This window comes from Parachlamydia acanthamoebae, assembly GCF_000875975.1.
In the GTDB taxonomy this organism is placed as follows: domain Bacteria; phylum Chlamydiota; class Chlamydiia; order Chlamydiales; family Parachlamydiaceae; genus Parachlamydia; species Parachlamydia acanthamoebae.
The window spans coordinates 158,902-174,620 of the sequence record NZ_BAWW01000008.1; the positions used below are offsets into that span (position 1 = coordinate 158,902).

The 15,719-nt window shown below is 39.6% G+C and carries 14 protein-coding genes; 3 read left to right on the forward strand and 11 right to left on the reverse strand.

The window, feature by feature from the left end:
* Positions 1-59: 59 nt before the first annotated feature.
* Together AOM43_RS04715 and AOM43_RS04720 are read right to left on the reverse strand one after the other, a co-directional pair.
* Positions 60-977, reverse strand: coding sequence for a TIGR01777 family oxidoreductase (locus AOM43_RS04715; RefSeq protein WP_013925221.1), 918 nt, complete (start codon positions 975-977; stop codon positions 60-62).
* 22 nt (positions 978-999) lie between these two features.
* Positions 1,000-1,581 carry a thioredoxin family protein gene (locus AOM43_RS04720; RefSeq protein ID WP_059359267.1) on the reverse strand — a complete coding sequence of 194 codons (582 nt, stop codon included), beginning with the start codon at positions 1,579-1,581 and terminating at the stop codon, positions 1,000-1,002.
* A 240-nt stretch (positions 1,582-1,821) separates the two neighbouring features.
* On the opposite strand from AOM43_RS04720, the gene AOM43_RS04725 reads away from it, so the two are divergent.
* Entirely contained in the window at positions 1,822-2,460 is a 639-nt protein-coding gene (locus AOM43_RS04725; protein WP_039377226.1) for a tetratricopeptide repeat protein, read from the forward strand.
* 45 nt (positions 2,461-2,505) lie between these two features.
* Here the strand turns inward: AOM43_RS04725 and AOM43_RS04730 are convergent, their stop codons facing one another.
* Both AOM43_RS04730 and AOM43_RS04735 read right to left on the reverse strand, forming a co-directional pair.
* Entirely contained in the window at positions 2,506-3,930 is a 1,425-nt protein-coding gene (locus tag AOM43_RS04730) for a cryptochrome/photolyase family protein (RefSeq protein WP_006340198.1), read from the reverse strand.
* Between the two features lie 9 nt (positions 3,931-3,939).
* On the reverse strand, positions 3,940-5,790 hold the full coding sequence (locus AOM43_RS04735) for a hypothetical protein (RefSeq protein ID WP_013925223.1): 1,851 nt from the start codon (positions 5,788-5,790) through the stop codon (positions 3,940-3,942).
* Positions 5,791-5,979: 189 nt separating this feature from the next.
* Between AOM43_RS04735 and AOM43_RS04740 the strand changes: the two genes are divergently transcribed.
* Positions 5,980-6,873, forward strand: coding sequence for a methionyl aminopeptidase (locus AOM43_RS04740; RefSeq protein ID WP_036745866.1), 894 nt, complete (start codon positions 5,980-5,982; stop codon positions 6,871-6,873).
* On the opposite strand, the gene AOM43_RS04745 is transcribed toward AOM43_RS04740, so the two are convergent.
* Positions 6,870-7,403, reverse strand: coding sequence for a hypothetical protein (locus tag AOM43_RS04745; protein WP_013925225.1), 534 nt, complete (start codon positions 7,401-7,403; stop codon positions 6,870-6,872). The genes AOM43_RS04740 and AOM43_RS04745 overlap by 4 nt on opposite strands.
* Positions 7,404-7,438: 35 nt before the next feature.
* Positions 7,439-8,842, reverse strand: coding sequence for a Si-specific NAD(P)(+) transhydrogenase (gene sthA, locus AOM43_RS04750; protein WP_226987400.1), 1,404 nt, complete (start codon positions 8,840-8,842; stop codon positions 7,439-7,441).
* Positions 8,843-9,029: 187 nt separating this feature from the next.
* On the opposite strand from sthA, the gene AOM43_RS04755 reads away from it, so the two are divergent.
* Positions 9,030-9,461 (forward strand): hypothetical protein, encoded by a 432-nt coding sequence (locus AOM43_RS04755; RefSeq protein WP_013925227.1) that lies wholly within the window; start codon positions 9,030-9,032, stop codon positions 9,459-9,461.
* Between the two features lie 26 nt (positions 9,462-9,487).
* On the opposite strand, the gene rpmB is transcribed toward AOM43_RS04755, so the two are convergent.
* From rpmB to AOM43_RS04785, 5 genes are all read right to left on the reverse strand, one after another.
* Complete coding sequence (rpmB, locus tag AOM43_RS04760; protein WP_006340192.1) at positions 9,488-9,772, reverse strand: 50S ribosomal protein L28; 285 nt, start codon at positions 9,770-9,772, stop codon at positions 9,488-9,490.
* 252 nt (positions 9,773-10,024) lie between these two features.
* Complete coding sequence (locus AOM43_RS04765; protein ID WP_059359269.1) at positions 10,025-12,109, reverse strand: hypothetical protein; 2,085 nt, start codon at positions 12,107-12,109, stop codon at positions 10,025-10,027.
* 590 nt (positions 12,110-12,699) lie between these two features.
* Complete coding sequence (metG, locus tag AOM43_RS04775) at positions 12,700-14,742, reverse strand: methionine--tRNA ligase (RefSeq protein ID WP_006340190.1); 2,043 nt, start codon at positions 14,740-14,742, stop codon at positions 12,700-12,702.
* 2 nt (positions 14,743-14,744) lie between these two features.
* On the reverse strand, positions 14,745-15,410 hold the full coding sequence (locus AOM43_RS04780; RefSeq protein WP_006340189.1) for a hypothetical protein: 666 nt from the start codon (positions 15,408-15,410) through the stop codon (positions 14,745-14,747).
* A gap of 11 nt (positions 15,411-15,421) precedes the next feature.
* Positions 15,422-15,709: a hypothetical protein gene (locus AOM43_RS04785; RefSeq protein WP_006340188.1), complete on the reverse strand. Its 288-nt coding sequence runs from the start codon at positions 15,707-15,709 to the stop codon at positions 15,422-15,424.
* Positions 15,710-15,719: the final 10 nt, after the last annotated feature.

Sequence of the window (15,719 nt, forward strand, 5' to 3'; positions counted from 1 at the left end):
TTCAAGTCCTAATTTTCATAAAACTAGATGGAGAAAAAGTTTTTCCTGGACTACTGGTATTAAGACGTTAGCGCATGGTGTTCAACTTCGAGCAAAGCGTGTAAAGCGTCTTCCAATTTTGGATGAGCAAAAGTAAAAGACGATTCTAACAGTTTTTTTGGTTCTACACGAATGCTACTTAATAATAATTCCTCTGCCATTTCACCAAAGATAACGCGTGCAGCGAAAGCTGGCATTGATAAAATGGTGGGACGATTTAAGGCTTTGCCTAAAGCATGTGTAAATTCCTGATTCGTCACAGGAAAAGGCGATACCATATTGACTGGCCCCTTTAAAGAAGGAGTTTTAATGACATGATCGATGGCATGCATAAGGTCTTGCAGAGTTATCCAACTCATGTATTGTTTTCCTGTCCCTAACATACCTCCTAAACCTAGTTTGAAGGGTAAAAGCATCTGCTTTAAAGCGCCTCCTTTTGGAGTCATAATCAATCCAAATCGTGTACAAACAGTGCGAATGCTTGCAGGAGCTTGTACGGAAGCTTCCCATTCTTTGCAAACTTTCGACAAAAAGCTTGTACCTGCCGGTGAACTTTCATCGAGAATTGCATCTCCTTCCTGGTTCCCGTAATAGCCTATAGCAGAAGCATTAATCCATGTTCGAGGAGGAGCCTTAAGCTGATGCAATGTTTTACTTAATAGTTGGGTGCTCTTCAGCCGACTATTTAAAATTTTCTTCTTCTTAAAGTCATTCCATCTGCCATGCGCAATATTTTCTCCCGCAAGGTTAATTAAAATATCTGTTCCCTCAAGAAGGTCTGAATCAATATTTCCAGCTTCCGGATCCCAACCAATTTCGTCATGAGCCAATCCCCCTTTTTTTCGGACGAGGCGTTTAACAAGATGCCCTTGATCTCTAAAAAAAGAGGTTAAAGCAGCTCCAACTAAACCTGAAGAACCTGAAATTACAATATCCATTCACTCACTCCAATGTTAGAATTCAAACAAGGTCACATGCATCGTCAGGCATCCAATGGGCATCTTTTCCTTCCCATTTAATATTGCATCCAATCGGATTCAACGTAGGGGTGGAAATCGATTTCCCTGATAAAAGCTCTGTTAACACGCGATCTAAATCATTTTCTTTCATTTCTTTTGTATTTCGAGGGCGATCAACACCCCTCCCCGTGTAGACTAAAGTGCGATTTTTGTCGAACACATAAAAATGGGGCGTACGGAGAGCACCATATTTTTTTGCCACCTCTTGGCTTTCATCATACAGGTAAAGCCATGGAAAGTGATGCTCTTGCATTCTTTGAACCATGTGCTCAAAAGAATCTTCTGGGTAGGTGTTTTTGCTATTTGAATTGATTCCGACAAATATGACCCCTTGTGGCATAAACTTTTCTGCTGTTTGGCGAGTCACCTCGTCCGATCCAATTACATAGGGGCAATGGTTACATGTAAAAAAGAGTACAAGAACGGGATACTTTTCAAAATCTTTTAAAGCATAGGTTTTTCCATCTGTAGCCGGTAAGGAAAAATTGGGAGCTTTTTCCCCGATAGGTAGCGTAAAAGGCATATTTTCTCTCCAAAACATATATAAGCTTTATTCACGGCGCATTATTTCTTTTTTCCACAATCTTGTCAATTTACCGTTTTTAAATTTTTTATATATTTCCTTTTTTGTGCTTAGAACAGATTAAAACGAACGACTTACGGAAAATTAATTTCCCTAAATTCCTCAATATAGCATACTGGCTCGCACTCGTTAATCATTTGATTTTTATAACAGATATAATTTCAAAAGTATGGAAAATTTATGCAGCAAGACATTGAGGAAAAGGCACAAAAAGGTGATTTACAGGCACAAGCTGAGCTTGGAAGGTACTTTCTTGATCAAGAAAGCTATCCACAAGCTAAATTTTGGTTAGAAAAAGCAGCGATGCAAAATGATGCTTCTTCTCAATATCTTCTCGGCAATATGTACGTTAATGGACTGGATGGAGAACCGAATTACACGCTAGCCAGAGAATGGATCCAAAAAGCCGCTGAGCAAAGAAACGTCGACGCTATGGTAGATCTCAGCTCTTTCTATCAAGATGGCACAGGAGGATGTGAAATCAGTCCTGAAAAAGAAAAGTATTGGCTCGAACAAGCCGCCATTTTAGGCGATGAAGAAGCACAACTTGAACTAGGTTTGATTTTTCAAGCGGAAGAGAATATGGAATCTGCTAAAAAATGGTTTGAGGAAGCTTTTACTGCTTATCAATCAGACCGAGCGGCTTACTTTCTTGGTCGACTATACTTAGAAAATGCTGAAGAAAAAGCAACCAAAGAATTGGCATATGACTGGTTAAAAAAAGCTGTCGATCTTGGAAATGCAAATGCCCTGGGATTCTTAGCAAAACTTCAGGCAACTGAAATGTGGCGCGATATAGAAGATACCCAAGGTTTTTAATCAAATAAAGCCTCTTACACATGAATGTGAAAGAGGCCTTTTGTTTTATCGAGCCGCTTTGATTTCTTCAAAAGCTTCTAACGCTGCCAAGCGAGCTTCATCATGATTAACAATGGGATATGGATAGGTTTGTCCAAGCTTAACACCTGCTTTTTCTAGTACATCTAGAGGTGCTTCCCAGGGTTTATGAATCCATTTATCAGGAAGATTAGCAATTTCAGGGACCCATTTTCTCACATAGCTACCTTCAGGATCGAATTTCTCTCCTTGCGTAATAGGATTGAATATGCGGAAATAGGGAGCGGCATCAGCTCCCGAACCTGCAACCCATTGCCAGCCTAAAGTATTATTCGCTAGATCGGCATCCACAAGGGTATCCCAAAACCATTGTGCCCCTGTTTGCCAAGGAAGAAGCAAGTCTTTTACCAAAAAAGACCCCACCACCATGCGTGCTCGATTGTGCATCCAACCAGTCATCCACAGCTGCCGCATTCCCGCATCAACAAAGGGATAACCTGTCATTCCTTTTTGCCAGACTTTCAACAGTTTTTTATTTTCTTTCCAGGGAAAATAGGCAAACTCTTGTCGTAAAGGCTCTTCTGGGGTTTTAGGAAAATGGTAGAGCAAATGGTAAGCAAAATCACGCCAACCGAGCTGCCTTAAATAGGGTTCGGCTTCTTGGAATCCGAGCTTTTTCACAATTTCATCCCAAACCATTCTGACACTTATTTCACCAAAATGCAGATAGGGCGACAAACGAGACACCCCGGGCAAATCGGGGCGATCCCGCCTTTCATTGTAATCATGTGCTCCCCCTTCAAGAAAGTATGACAAAAATTCTTTAGCATACACACTTCCAGGCTTCCAGGTATGGGCAATCCCCTCATCCCAAGAAGTTGTTGGGAGCAATTTTAAATCTTCGATATGGAGAGAATCGACCTCAACAATCTTTCCTTTCACACCAATGGGTGCCGACAATGGAGCAAGCGGCTGTTCTTTAGCCAAACAATTTTTCCAAAAAAAAGTGAAAACCTGAAAAGGCTTCCCTTGCTTATTTTGAATGCTCCAAGGTTCGTACAATACATTTCCCGGAAAACTTTTAGCTAAAAGGCCTTCTTCCGAAAGCTTTGATTTAACCTGGATGTCCCTTTTAATGGCATAAGGCTCATAGCGCCGTGACCAGAATACGGCATCGGCATTCGTTTCCTTAATCACATCGCGCAAACAATCTAGGCTTTTCCCTTTACGAATGATCAGGGGTAAACCTAAGGATCGTAGATCATTTTCTAAAGACTTTAAAGAATGATGCAGCCACCACTTGCTCGCTCCACCCAAAGGCCAATGCCCTTCTTCTTGAGGAGACCAAATGTAAAGAGGAATGACACTTCCTCTTTGTGCTGCAGCGTCTAGGGCCGGATGATCTTCAATGCGCAAATCTTGACGCATCCATACGATGGTGACTTTTGCCATACTAATTCCTTATGGTTGTACGAATGGACCTACAGAAAGTGTCCCGACTATAGATCCCTCTTTAATTTTTTCATGCAGATTTCCCGGCAGGTAGATTTCAACTTCCTCTCCAGTACTTTGCTTGAAAACTCGGCTCATAGATTTTTCCGTTAATTCCCCTTTTTCCATAGTTTCCTTTTTTCGAAAAGAACCAAAAAAGAATAAGACAAATTTTATCAGAGGAGGGTGAATTTTTTTCGGAGTTCGAGAGACCCCCTTGACTAATTTTTTTAATACAGGATTAGAGGGCGTGATTTTAAGAATAGACAACTTGTAGTGATTCACAATGATTTTTTTCCCTAAAGCCGCCTTTAACTTAAAGTGGGCCCAATGGGAACAATTTTCCCAAGGAAATTGGAAAATTAAAAATCCTTCGCGAGATAAAAGAATATCTTGGCGAATCAATTCCATTAATTTTTTCCCTAAATCTTCTTCGACTAAATAGGGAACCGAGGCTTGTTGACGTCGGGAATAGCATTGATTTTCATCGCCATAAGCAATCTTTCCCTCAAAAGTCCCCATAATAAATTTTAAGCGGCCCAAAAATCCTTTAGGAAATTGGCTGGCAAATTTGCCAATAGGTACTAGCATATAGTGATCTGGTCCTGCTGGAATATAAATATCTAAATATCCGTGGTTTGCATCCAAATCTAATCCAGGAGATTCCTTGGATGCCTTCTCTATCACTAGCCATTTACCTCCATTCAGGTGTCCAGCTACGTCTGTTGCACAGCCTTCTTTATTGATTGCTTGGGGATGACGTCGGCTCACCTCTTGTCGACTCACAATTTCAAATACTGGATAACGTTCCCACCATGGAATGTTCGGTTGAGTCATGTCAATTGGTTCATAACAATTTTTTTCGGCATTATAGTGATCATGCACGTGCACATTAAAACGTGTCACGCCATTAGGGCCAAAAATTGCAAAATTGCCTGGATCATCATTTTTTGCTTTAAAAACGTCTAAAACATTTTTAATATCAACTTTGAGATGTCCATCGAATGTCACAGAGCTCTTTTCATCTAAAATATTGACTTTTTTGCCTTCAACTTTAAGGGTAACCACTTTTCGCTGGATACTTCCATCTCGTTCCGTTTCTACTGAAAGTAATTGTTTTCCGAAACGTCCAATCCATCCAACTAATAAACATTCTTCCATCCTCTTATAAATAGAATAGAATTCAATATATTCCTGAACACCGTAGCGATCACGCAAAAGCCTTTTAAAGCATTCTTCCTTTTGATAAGGATCTTTCAGAAGCATTTTCACAAATTTAGGATATTGACAGAGATTTCTTATAATGTTCTGCTCTGTTGGTGTAATCGCTTTTTCGGAATAAACGGTTTGTCGTTCTTTCCATCCCTTAAAAGCTTCTGTAATCGCATCCTTAAGCTGCTCGTCGATGTGTTCGGCTTTTTGTAAATCAAGCCCCCCTAATTCCTTTCCAACTCGATACTTTAAGGCTATTGTACGCATCTTTAAGGCTCTTAGAGCACCTTGATTTTTTTTAGAGTTGGAAGATTGTAAGCGTTTTTTAATCTCTTTTGAAGCTTTCAAAATTCCTTCAAATTTTTCCTTTTGTTTGTTTTCAATTACTCCTTGAGTGGAAAACACAACAGGAATGCGCTCTTGCTGATCTAAAAAAGCATTAAAAGCTTTTGCTACTTCACGCATGCGCGTTTGTTCTAAGCGAAAAAGGCGTCGACAAAATGATTTAGCACCTTTTTCAATGTGCCATTCATTATTTTGATAACGAATCGCTTTATCTTGTTCTAACATCTGGGTGAATTCGGATAAGTTCTCTTCTATTTTTGCCATTTTAAAACTCTTATGGTGTAATCGGTCGTTTATTTATGTTCAGATATGAAATTTTATGCAACAAAGACTCAACTTTTTTTAACAAAACCTCCTCAGGAAAAAGAAAATTAGAAAATGGTATTGGTATGTAAAAAAATAAAAGATTCAGCTAAACTATTGCAAACGAAAACAATCTAAGGTTGACTAATGATCGGAAGAAATGACCCTTGCTGGTGCGGAAGTTGGAAAAAATGGAAAAAATGCCATTACCCTCTTGAAGAAGGCGGCATTACGCAAAATACTCCCAAATCTGTAGCCGAGCAGTATTATAATGAATATGATATTATTATTAAGACAGAAGAACAAATTGCAGGGATTCGCGCTGCCTGCCATTTAGCAGCAAAAATTCTTGATGAAACCTGTGCTCTTGCTAAAGCTGGAGTAACAACCCAAGAGCTGAATGACTTTGCTGATAAAATGCACCGCGAAGCAGGAGCGATTCCAGCTCCCCTCAATTATGGACACCCTCCCTTTCCCAAAAGCATTTGTACATCTTTGAATGAAGTGATTTGTCACGGAATTCCAAATGATATCCCTTTACATGATGGAGATATTTTAAATGTAGATGTCACATGCATTTTAAATGGATACTACGGAGATTGCAGTCGAATGGTTGTGATTGGAGGGAAAACAACACCTGAACGACAACTGGTTGTCGATGTTTCCTATGAATGTTTGATGAGAGCTTGTGCCATTTTAAAACCTGGTGTCTTCGTCTCTGATATTGGTAAGGTCATTGAACCCTATGCCATTTCCCGTGGGTGCTCTGTGGTCAATCAATTCGTCGCCCATGGTGTTGGAGTGGGTTTCCATGAAGGACCTCAAATTCCTCATTATCAAAACTCAATGCACATTCCTTTAGTGGCCGGTATGACCTTTACAATTGAGCCGATGATTAATGCGGGTGTACGTGGAGCTGTAGTTGACCGCAAAGATCAATGGACAGCAAGGACAAAAGACGGAAAAGCCAGCGGACAATGGGAGCACACGCTCTTAATTACCCCAACTGGCTATGAAATTTTGACTCCTTGGAAACACCCCTAAAAGGGAGAAGTCCCATTGCGACTTTTCATCATTTGGTTGAGAAAGCTATTGTTTATTTCTTCTCCTTGCAAAACAAAATAAAGGAGAATCATTCCAAAACCAAAAGCTGGGCTTAAAGTCGCAATGAAAAGTCCTAAAGCAATCACCACAGCTTTTTTCAATTGCTTCCAGTAGCGAATTGTTTGCTTATTGAAAGGTTCAAACTTCCAAAGCAATCCAAAAGCGAATAGTGCATTGCAAAGAACAACTATTAGCAAGATGGGAATGACAACAACAAGAACAAGCGACGCAAAAAAAGTGAGAACGCGTAAAAGCCAGGGGTAGCGCGCTTTTTCCAGCTCATTAATCGAAGCATAGAGATTTTCTTCTCGAGTGCTTTTTCTCGATTCTTCCTGGTCTGGCTCGATTTGAATATCATCAATATAGATAAATTCAGGAAGTTTTTGTGGAGTCATGCCCCCATTTTTATTAGGGTCTCCATTTTTTGATGAAGGGTCTTGATTGCCCGACGGAAATTCATACCGTACCATAAAGTGCCTCGAATAAGTTAACCTTAGAAAATTCTCTACACTTTACTCTTTAAACGTATTTTATTCACCCCATTTAATGCAGCCACACGGTAACCTTCTGCGTAGGTGGGATAGTTAAATACATGGTCGATAAAATAATCGATGCGCGCTCTAAAGCTCATCGCTATTTGACCAATGTGAATCACTTCTGTCGCACTACGCCCGATTACGTGCACACCTAAAATTTCTAAAGTCTCGGCGTGAAACAAAATCTTAAACATCCCCGTATTGCTACCTGCAATGTGGCTACGTGCAATTTCATAGTAATAGGCGCGCCCTACCTCGTAATGAAATCCCATATGTTCCAATTGCTCTTCAGTATACCCGCAACTTGAGATCTCAGGAATTGTGTAAATCCCAATCGGGTAAACGGAAGGGAAATAATGTGTTTGCACACCACACGCATGCAAAGCCGCCAAGCGCCCTTGTTCCATGCTTGTGGAAGCTAGACAAGGTCCGCCAATTACATCCCCAACTGCATAGATATGAGAGGACTCTGTTTGAAAAAGCGCATTCACTGGGATATACCCTTTTGAGTTTAACTTTAATCCTGCATTTTCTATGCCCAAAGTATCCACATTCGCTTTTCTTCCCAAGGCATATAGCAAACAGTCGGCCTTGCAAACTGTCCCATCTTTAAATTTCACAACAGCCTTGTTTCCTACGCGGGAAATTTCTTCCGGCTCCTTATGCCCCATAAATTTTAAACCAATATCTGTTAAAGCTGTCTGTAAATGAATGCCAATTTCGGCATCAACAAAAGGTAGAATATGTTCTTTTTTATCAATGATGGTGACTTCTGTTCCTAGAGCTGCAAAAAAGCTGGCGTACTCGGACCCAATAATCCCACCCCCTAAGACAAGCATGCTCTTAGGAACAAAGTCTAAACCGAGTAAGCGGGTTGAATCTAAGATGACATCATCATCAAAAGGGACTTCGGGAGGATTGCGGGGTTGCGATCCTGTCGCAATCATAAACATCTCAGAACGAATCTGATACAACTGCCTAAAATCCGCATTTGTAATTGTCATGCGATTAGAGGCTTCGAAGTACGCATTTCCCTGGATAAATTGAATGTTATTTTTTTTGAATTGTCTTTGGAGCATATGCTTTTCTTCATCAATGACTTTATAAAGACGATTATTCAAGTCATGGATGGAAACTTCTTGAATGAAATGGGCATCCCCATAAAAACTTCGCTCATGATAGCGCGTTAAATCGATGATTGCTTCGCGTAAAGTTTTAGATGGAATAGTCCCTGAAAATAAGCAATTCCCTCCCGGCTCCGGGAGTTTTTCAATAACCACGACTTTTTTCCCAAGCTTAGCAGCCTGAATCGCGGCTTTCTGCCCAGCAGGTCCAGCCCCAATTACAGCAAGATCCACATTTATCTGTTCCATAGCGCATATTCCTGTTGTGGAAATTTTTGACCAACTACAAAAATTTGCAGCCATCCTTGTCCTTGGTATAACCTTGATCATCCACATTCATTTTAAATACTCAAGATTTTTTTATGTATTTCACTATATTGCATATTCTCTTGTTTGTTATAATAGGATTAGACTGGTAACCCGGGAGAAGAGAACAATGGCCAAGACAAATTTTACAAAAGTTGAGGAAGCTTTAGCGGAAGGCTTACGCAAAATGACAGTCAGCAAGCTCTTAAATGAAGCTGACCAACACACAAAAAAGCAGGAAAAATCTAACAAAGATGAGCTTTCACTTTTAGTTGCATCTCTTCGTCACGAATTCACATGGTATGCGAAACGCGATGAATACTTTGTGCTCAAATTGGAAGTGGAAAAAGGCCATATCAAGCAATTACTCAAACAAAAAGATCCTTATACGAAAGAACAAATTGCTGAGTTGGAAGAATTAAAAACTAAAATCGAAAAATACAAGAAAAGCGTAGAGCCTGAAAATTCAGATTCTGAAAACGAGCGTATTATTGAATCCGAATTGAAAAGTCAAAAAACAAAACGTTTTAACACTCGAGACAAATGGTTGCCTTTGCATTAAAGGCCGAGCAAGCTCGGCCTTTTACTTTAGCTAGCTTTATGCTGAGAACGCACTTGGCGAACATATGCAGCTACCCCACCCTCTTTCTTCTCAAGAGTGCGCAATCCTGAAATAGACAAATTAGGAATGCTGACAAAGCGGTTTTCTTCTGCAAGCCATAATTTACGATCTGCTAAATTTGCTTTAAAGCGACGCTTTGTTTTGCCTGTCACTTTAAGACCAATTCCTTTTTTCTTTTTCGCAATACCACGGATAGCATATTTAAATCCGCGCGTTGTTTTTTTTCCAGTTACTGGACAAACCTTAGACATGAAAATCTCCAGAATAATAGCGTATTGTATATGTAAAGAGCGTAGTGTAACATAAACTCTCTTACCAAACAAGTAGTTTTGTCAGGAAAAACAAACAATTGTTTGCTCTTACCTTATGCGTCCATTTCAGATATTCCCCTAATCCCACGACTCAGAAAAGCTCAATGACGACTCAAAAGGAATTAAATAAAAAGCTACAGAACAATATTCTTATTGCCCTGTAGCTTAATTTTATCTCAACTAACCTAATTGTTAATCTTCACCTTGATAACTGCTATCAATCAACCACGAATCAGTGATTGAATTAGTAATATTACTAGAGCTTCCAGCATCTACTATCCTCTGCTGCAAGGATATCGTTTCTTTAGGTGCGTTAGCACTGGTAAATGCACGAGCCATTCGGAAGAAAGGTTCTCTTCCATCGCGTGGCAGGAGCGCTTCCTCATCAATCTCTTTTAGCTTATTCAAGCTATCTGTCATACGTTTACCACGCTTCATTATCGCATCGGTAGTGTTTTGATACACAACATTTGGATTTGATCTTGCTGCACGGATCGCTAACAATTCTCTCATCGCTCTTTCATACTTATCTGCGTTACTCACATAATCTCGTAATTTAGACAATTTAGTATCAGTATCGTTAAATGCTTTGTTTAGCAGATTAAATGCAGACTGTAGTTGTCGTTCGTTACGAGGTTCTAAACCTACAATTTGCCTGAATTCCTCAAATTTTTCTTTGAGATTCTTGTATGACTCACTAAATACACGAGCAAATTCTATAATAGCATCTGCTTGCCGAATGATCTGATTATTATTAATAGTAGGTCCATTACCAGTTTCGGTTGATGGTTCAAGTTCTCCCGAACTATTGACATCTTCGCCTTCATCTTCATGTCCCCCCAGATCTATTCGTCTTTGTGCCACACGACTCTTCAAATTGTCGTCTACACGAGGCTGAGGCGGAGCTAAAGGTCGTGGAGGCTGAGATGATGAATTAGGCATGCCGATAGGGGGGGGAGTTGGTATAGTGGGCTGCGGCGGTGGAGCTGGAACATAAGGTGGAGCATCAGGTATTAAGTGTGGCTCTGTAGGAATTTCAGCTTGCACTTGAGGCTCAGGAGAACCTAAACGCGTATCATCTGGTTGCTCTTCTTCCCGCTGCACTACTGAACTTCTTGGAATAGGAAGATCATCTAGCGGTCTTGGTCTTTCCGGAGATACATTTCTAGAACCAGCATCTAAAGATCCTCGCCTTGCAGAACTATCTTCAGCTTTTTTTGAAGAACTTAGATCTAATGAACGTGTTCTGTCTCTTCTATAAGTATTACCAGAAAATGAATCATTACCTTGTCTTGAAGATCCAAATGATGTTGAAGCAGATCCATTACCGCCCTCGCTTGATTCAGAAGCTTCATCTTCACTATCACTTAACTCTTCTCTTTCACTTCGAGGCTGTTCTTGGTCATCTACACGATCTGAATCATCTGCGAAACGTAAATTGCCGCGGCTTGAGACTGACCCACTGCTAATTTCTTTTTCAGAAGGCTCTCCTTCATCAAGTTGAATACTTCCTCTTACAGTTTCGGATAACGAACCACTTGAGCTTTGGGAAGACGATTCAGATCCAGAATCATCTCGGGCTGAGAATTCAGATCCATGAGTCGTTGATCCCGCATCAGTACTTAAAGAGGAGGAACTCGTCTCTGCGCAAGAAGAATCTGTTGATGGAGATGATGAGGAAGAATGGGCTCCTAAATGAGAATCGTCTTCTGAGAAAGAATCGGTGTCTAAGAGATCGTTAGTTGCGTCATTTCTTGAATCTTGAGGATCTTGTCTTGTGCTTTCAGTTGAATCTAGACTTGAATCTTGAGGGTCTTGCTCATACCCATGGATCCATCCATGCTTTTTTTCGAAGGGTAGGTATTCTTTTTTATGAGATGAGTAAAAACTCTCGATAGCTCTATCTATCTCGCGTGTTTCATCAGATCCGATAAGCTTTTTTAAATCGTCATTTTTATTGATGTCTTTGATTCCAACACGTCTTGCTAGATCTTCTATTTTTTTAATCCTCTCTTGTGTCAAAAAAGCACCATTTTTTTTCCCAAAGGCAATAAAATGCAATACACGAAGTTGTGTCAGCTTCTTTCTATCCTTTCGAAAGAAATTACGAAAACTTCCAAAAAGCCCAACTTCTTCAAGCGTGCCATCTTTTTTCACAACAAGGCTACCACCAATCCATTTTTTTTTCGAAAATTTCTTTAAATCCTCAAGATAATTATGACCGGGTTTATCGTAATGATTATTAAATTTATAGTCCCGGTAATTAAAATCATTCATAAAAAATCCTTTGTAACGAAGACATGTGGCATACTTAAACAAGCGCAAATTGCAAATAGAATGCCAGTCTTTCAAATAAACTACATTAATATCAAAAATATTATAGCAATAAAAAGCAAATACAGTCAAATTTATTAATAAAAACACAACAACATAAAAAATTATTTAAATAAACCATTGCAAGATTCTTTTTATTAGATTAGATCCGGCGTGATTTTATTTTCTTGTTTTCCATGCAAGAACACTAAGTAGCAATTGCATAAACAAAATTTAATTTACAGTCGAATTTTTCATAAAAAACTTTTGGAAAGCAAAACCACTTATTATACATTAAAAATATACACAAATGTAAGTGGATCAATCCACAAAAATTTGTTTGATAATACTGAAGTAATGATTGTCTTAGATAATGGCTTAGAGCAAAGCATCTCATGCCATTTTTTATGCAGAACAGATTGCAAAAAACAAATTTTATAATGATAAGTTGAGTTGATTTGGACACGTCAGATACAGAGAACTTTTACTCAAAAAAAGACGCAAACTATTTTTACCAGGCTGAGAAATGATTGTTTCTCAACCTGGTTATTTTCCTAGGACACAACGCTTCCTGGAGCTAAATTTTCAATAGAGAGAACCTCTAAGGAATCTTGCCACTGACCAGCTAAAACCATGCCTTGACTCTCAATTCCCATTAAAATGGCGGGCTTTAAATTTGCAACAACCACAATTTTCTTTCCTATGAGTTGCTCAGGCTTATAGGCCAGGTGAATGCCAGAAACAATGGTTCTTTTTTCGAAACCGAGATCCACCAAAAGCTTTAGCAGTTTTTTACTCTTAGGAACAGGAACGGCCTCGAGAATTTGTCCCACTCTCAGATCGAGCTTTTGAAAGTCTTCGATTCCGATTACATCTTTAAGAGCCGTATATTCTTGGGATTTTGGCTGAGTCATTGTTGTTGCCTGTTTTAATTTATCTATTTCTTGCTGAATTTGTTCATCTTCAATTTTCTGGAATAAAATCTTTGGCTGCAACAACGGCTGACTCACCGGAATAGGAGTTTGAGCCACGGTATTCCAATCTTGCGTTTTTAAAGGCGAAGAATATCCAAGCATCTTCCAGATTTGCTCTGCGGATTCAGGAATAATAGGGAATGAAATAAGCGCCAAGAGCTTTAAGCAATCTAAACAACAAGCAATGGTTGTCTCCATACTTGCACGAGTCGCCTCTTCACGCGCATCCTGCCAAGGACGCTTTGCATCAAAATAGACATTCCCTAACTGCGCTAGCTCCATAACGATTTGGCTCGCGCGTCGTAATTTAAAAGTATCGTAACTTTGAGCCGCTTCTTCAACTAGCCGCTGCATATTTTCCAAAAATCCTAAATCGATCGGTTGCAAATCTTTTTTTTGTGGAACACGCCCTTCACATTGCTTATGAGCGAATACGAGAACGCGATTAACAAGATTTCCATATTTACCGAGTAATTCAATGTTGCAACGCTGCTGAAAATCTTTCCAAGTAAATTCGGAGTCAGATGTTTCAGGTGCATTCGCCGCAATCGCATAGCGGATTTGATCTGGTGTGTACCTTTTGAAAAAATCATCTAAATCGATGTACCAACCATCTGATTTACTAAATTGCCTACCCTCTAAGTTGTAAAATTCGTTCGCGGGAAGCTCATCAACTAATTTATAAGGCTGGTTTTGTCCCATTGTCATCGCAGGAAAAATGGCCGCATGAAAAGGGATATTATCTTTTCCAATAAAATTGACTAGCTGAGTAGACTGATCACACCAGTAATCTTTCCAACTCTCAGGAGATCCTCGCAATTCGGCCCACTCTTTTGTGGCAGAGATATAGCCAATCGGAGCATCAAACCATACATATAACACTTTCCCTTCGGTATCTGGCAACGGAATCGGAATCCCCCAAGTAGAATCGCGTGTGATGGCTCGTGCATGGAGATCTTTGATGTAACCTTTGGCAAAATTACTCACATTGGGTTTCCAATTTTTGCTATCAATCCATTCTAAAAGACGTTCTTTAAACAGATCTAGGACCAAAAACCAGTGTTTCGTTGGCTTTAGAATCAATGGAGCGTCTGTCAGTTTGGAGCGAGGATTCTTTAAATCTGTTGCTTCGTAACTAGCACCACATTTTGTACACTCGTCTCCACGCGCATTTTCATAGCCACATCGAGGGCATGTTCCAACGACATATCTATCCGCTAAAAAACGTTGATCGACTTCTGAATACAATTGCTCGGTTGTTCTTTCTTCGATATATCCATTTGCCAGGAGGTCTAGAAAGTATTGATGCACAGTTTCTGCATGTCCTTTCCAGGTTGTTCGAGAATAATGATCAAAGGAAAAATTCAATTTCTTGAACAAGTTGAGGTTCACTTCGTGGAAAATGTCGACGTGTTCTTTGGGAGTTCTTCCGGCGAGCTCAGCGCTCATTGTAATAGCCACCCCATATTCATCTGACCCGCAGACATATAAGACGTTATTTTTTTGTAATCTTTGAAAACGAGAGTAACAGTCGCCTGGGAGATAAGCCCCTGCAATGTGACCAAAATGAAGAGGACCATTTGCATAAGGTAATGCGGAAGTGACGAGAATTTTTTTTGTCATATTTATTTTACAGGTTGAGTGTCTTCGGGTAAAATTTTGATTTTCAATTCTTTCGGCTTTTGTACAATGAGGACTTCCACTTCAGTTCCGGGAACTTCCTTCCAACCAATTAGAATTTGTGTTTCAACATCAACATACAAGGGACCTGGGATGGTAAAAGCATACTCGGGAGTAATCGCCCGCGGTGATGGAGAAGGACATGAATGTTCTGTTTGAAAACCATCCAAGGAAACATGCTTATCTCGAATAATCTCTTGCTGGGTTTCCGATAAGCTCCCCCATGAGACATAGTTTCCCGGGTACCTTTTTTTTAAAAAGGTCCAATCTAAAGAAGTTTTTCCAAATAATGTGATTGTATTGGGAAAAATGCGTCCCGTTTCACGACAAAAAGTTGCCTGAGAAAATTCAAAAATACGATTATCATATTGATGAAAATTGTATAGAAAACGTACGACTTTTTCTTTTGTTTCAAGACTTAAATCTCGCGCATACCGCAAAGGCAGCCCACTATAAGGGCTTACGCTATCCGGCTGTCTAGAGATCCATATTCCTATTACACATAAAACAACAAGCAATACAAAAACGCCTAAGATGAGCGCACTAAAAAAAATGGCGTCATTAGGTGTTACCGCAGCGATGTAAAAATCAATTGCATAAGTAAAGAACATCTAAAATCCATTTAGATGTTTTTTCTTGGTGGTCTTTTGGATGATTCAGGTTTTGAATGAGCCTGAGGCTGATTCGTTGTGTCGACATGTGTGATGATTTCATCAAAACGATCTTTGTCTTCAGAAATTTCAGCTAAAACTTGTAAAGCACGATTTTGGCTGTCAGTTCTCACACGCGCATCACGGCCTGTTTTAATCATATTTTCTGCTAGTTTAATCGCATAGTTAACAAGATCAAACTGATTTCCAAATTTGCGACTTATCTTTTCATTTGTTAACGAACTTTTACTACGATCCATGGATTCTCCT

What these genes read in the sequence shown, in the direction of transcription:
- AOM43_RS04780 (WP_006340189.1), bottom strand. Translation starts at nt 15,410, where the DNA reads ATGTTCTTTACTTATGCAATTGATTTTTACATCGCTGCGGTAACACCT.
- AOM43_RS04785 (WP_006340188.1), bottom strand. Translation starts at nt 15,709, where the DNA reads ATGGATCGTAGTAAAAGTTCGTTAACAAATGAAAAGATAAGTCGCAAA.
- metG (WP_006340190.1), bottom strand. Translation starts at nt 14,742, where the DNA reads ATGACAAAAAAAATTCTCGTCACTTCCGCATTACCTTATGCAAATGGT.
- sthA (WP_226987400.1), bottom strand. Translation starts at nt 8,842, where the DNA reads ATGGAACAGATAAATGTGGATCTTGCTGTAATTGGGGCTGGACCTGCT.
- AOM43_RS04765 (WP_059359269.1), bottom strand. Translation starts at nt 12,109, where the DNA reads ATGAATGATTTTAATTACCGGGACTATAAATTTAATAATCATTACGAT.
- AOM43_RS04755 (WP_013925227.1), top strand. Translation starts at nt 9,030, where the DNA reads ATGGCCAAGACAAATTTTACAAAAGTTGAGGAAGCTTTAGCGGAAGGC.
- AOM43_RS04730 (WP_006340198.1), bottom strand. Translation starts at nt 3,930, where the DNA reads ATGGCAAAAGTCACCATCGTATGGATGCGTCAAGATTTGCGCATTGAA.
- AOM43_RS04735 (WP_013925223.1), bottom strand. Translation starts at nt 5,790, where the DNA reads ATGGCAAAAATAGAAGAGAACTTATCCGAATTCACCCAGATGTTAGAA.
- AOM43_RS04715 (WP_013925221.1), bottom strand. Translation starts at nt 977, where the DNA reads ATGGATATTGTAATTTCAGGTTCTTCAGGTTTAGTTGGAGCTGCTTTA.
- rpmB (WP_006340192.1), bottom strand. Translation starts at nt 9,772, where the DNA reads ATGTCTAAGGTTTGTCCAGTAACTGGAAAAAAAACAACGCGCGGATTT.
- AOM43_RS04745 (WP_013925225.1), bottom strand. Translation starts at nt 7,403, where the DNA reads ATGGTACGGTATGAATTTCCGTCGGGCAATCAAGACCCTTCATCAAAA.
- AOM43_RS04720 (WP_059359267.1), bottom strand. Translation starts at nt 1,581, where the DNA reads ATGCCTTTTACGCTACCTATCGGGGAAAAAGCTCCCAATTTTTCCTTA.
- AOM43_RS04725 (WP_039377226.1), top strand. Translation starts at nt 1,822, where the DNA reads ATGCAGCAAGACATTGAGGAAAAGGCACAAAAAGGTGATTTACAGGCA.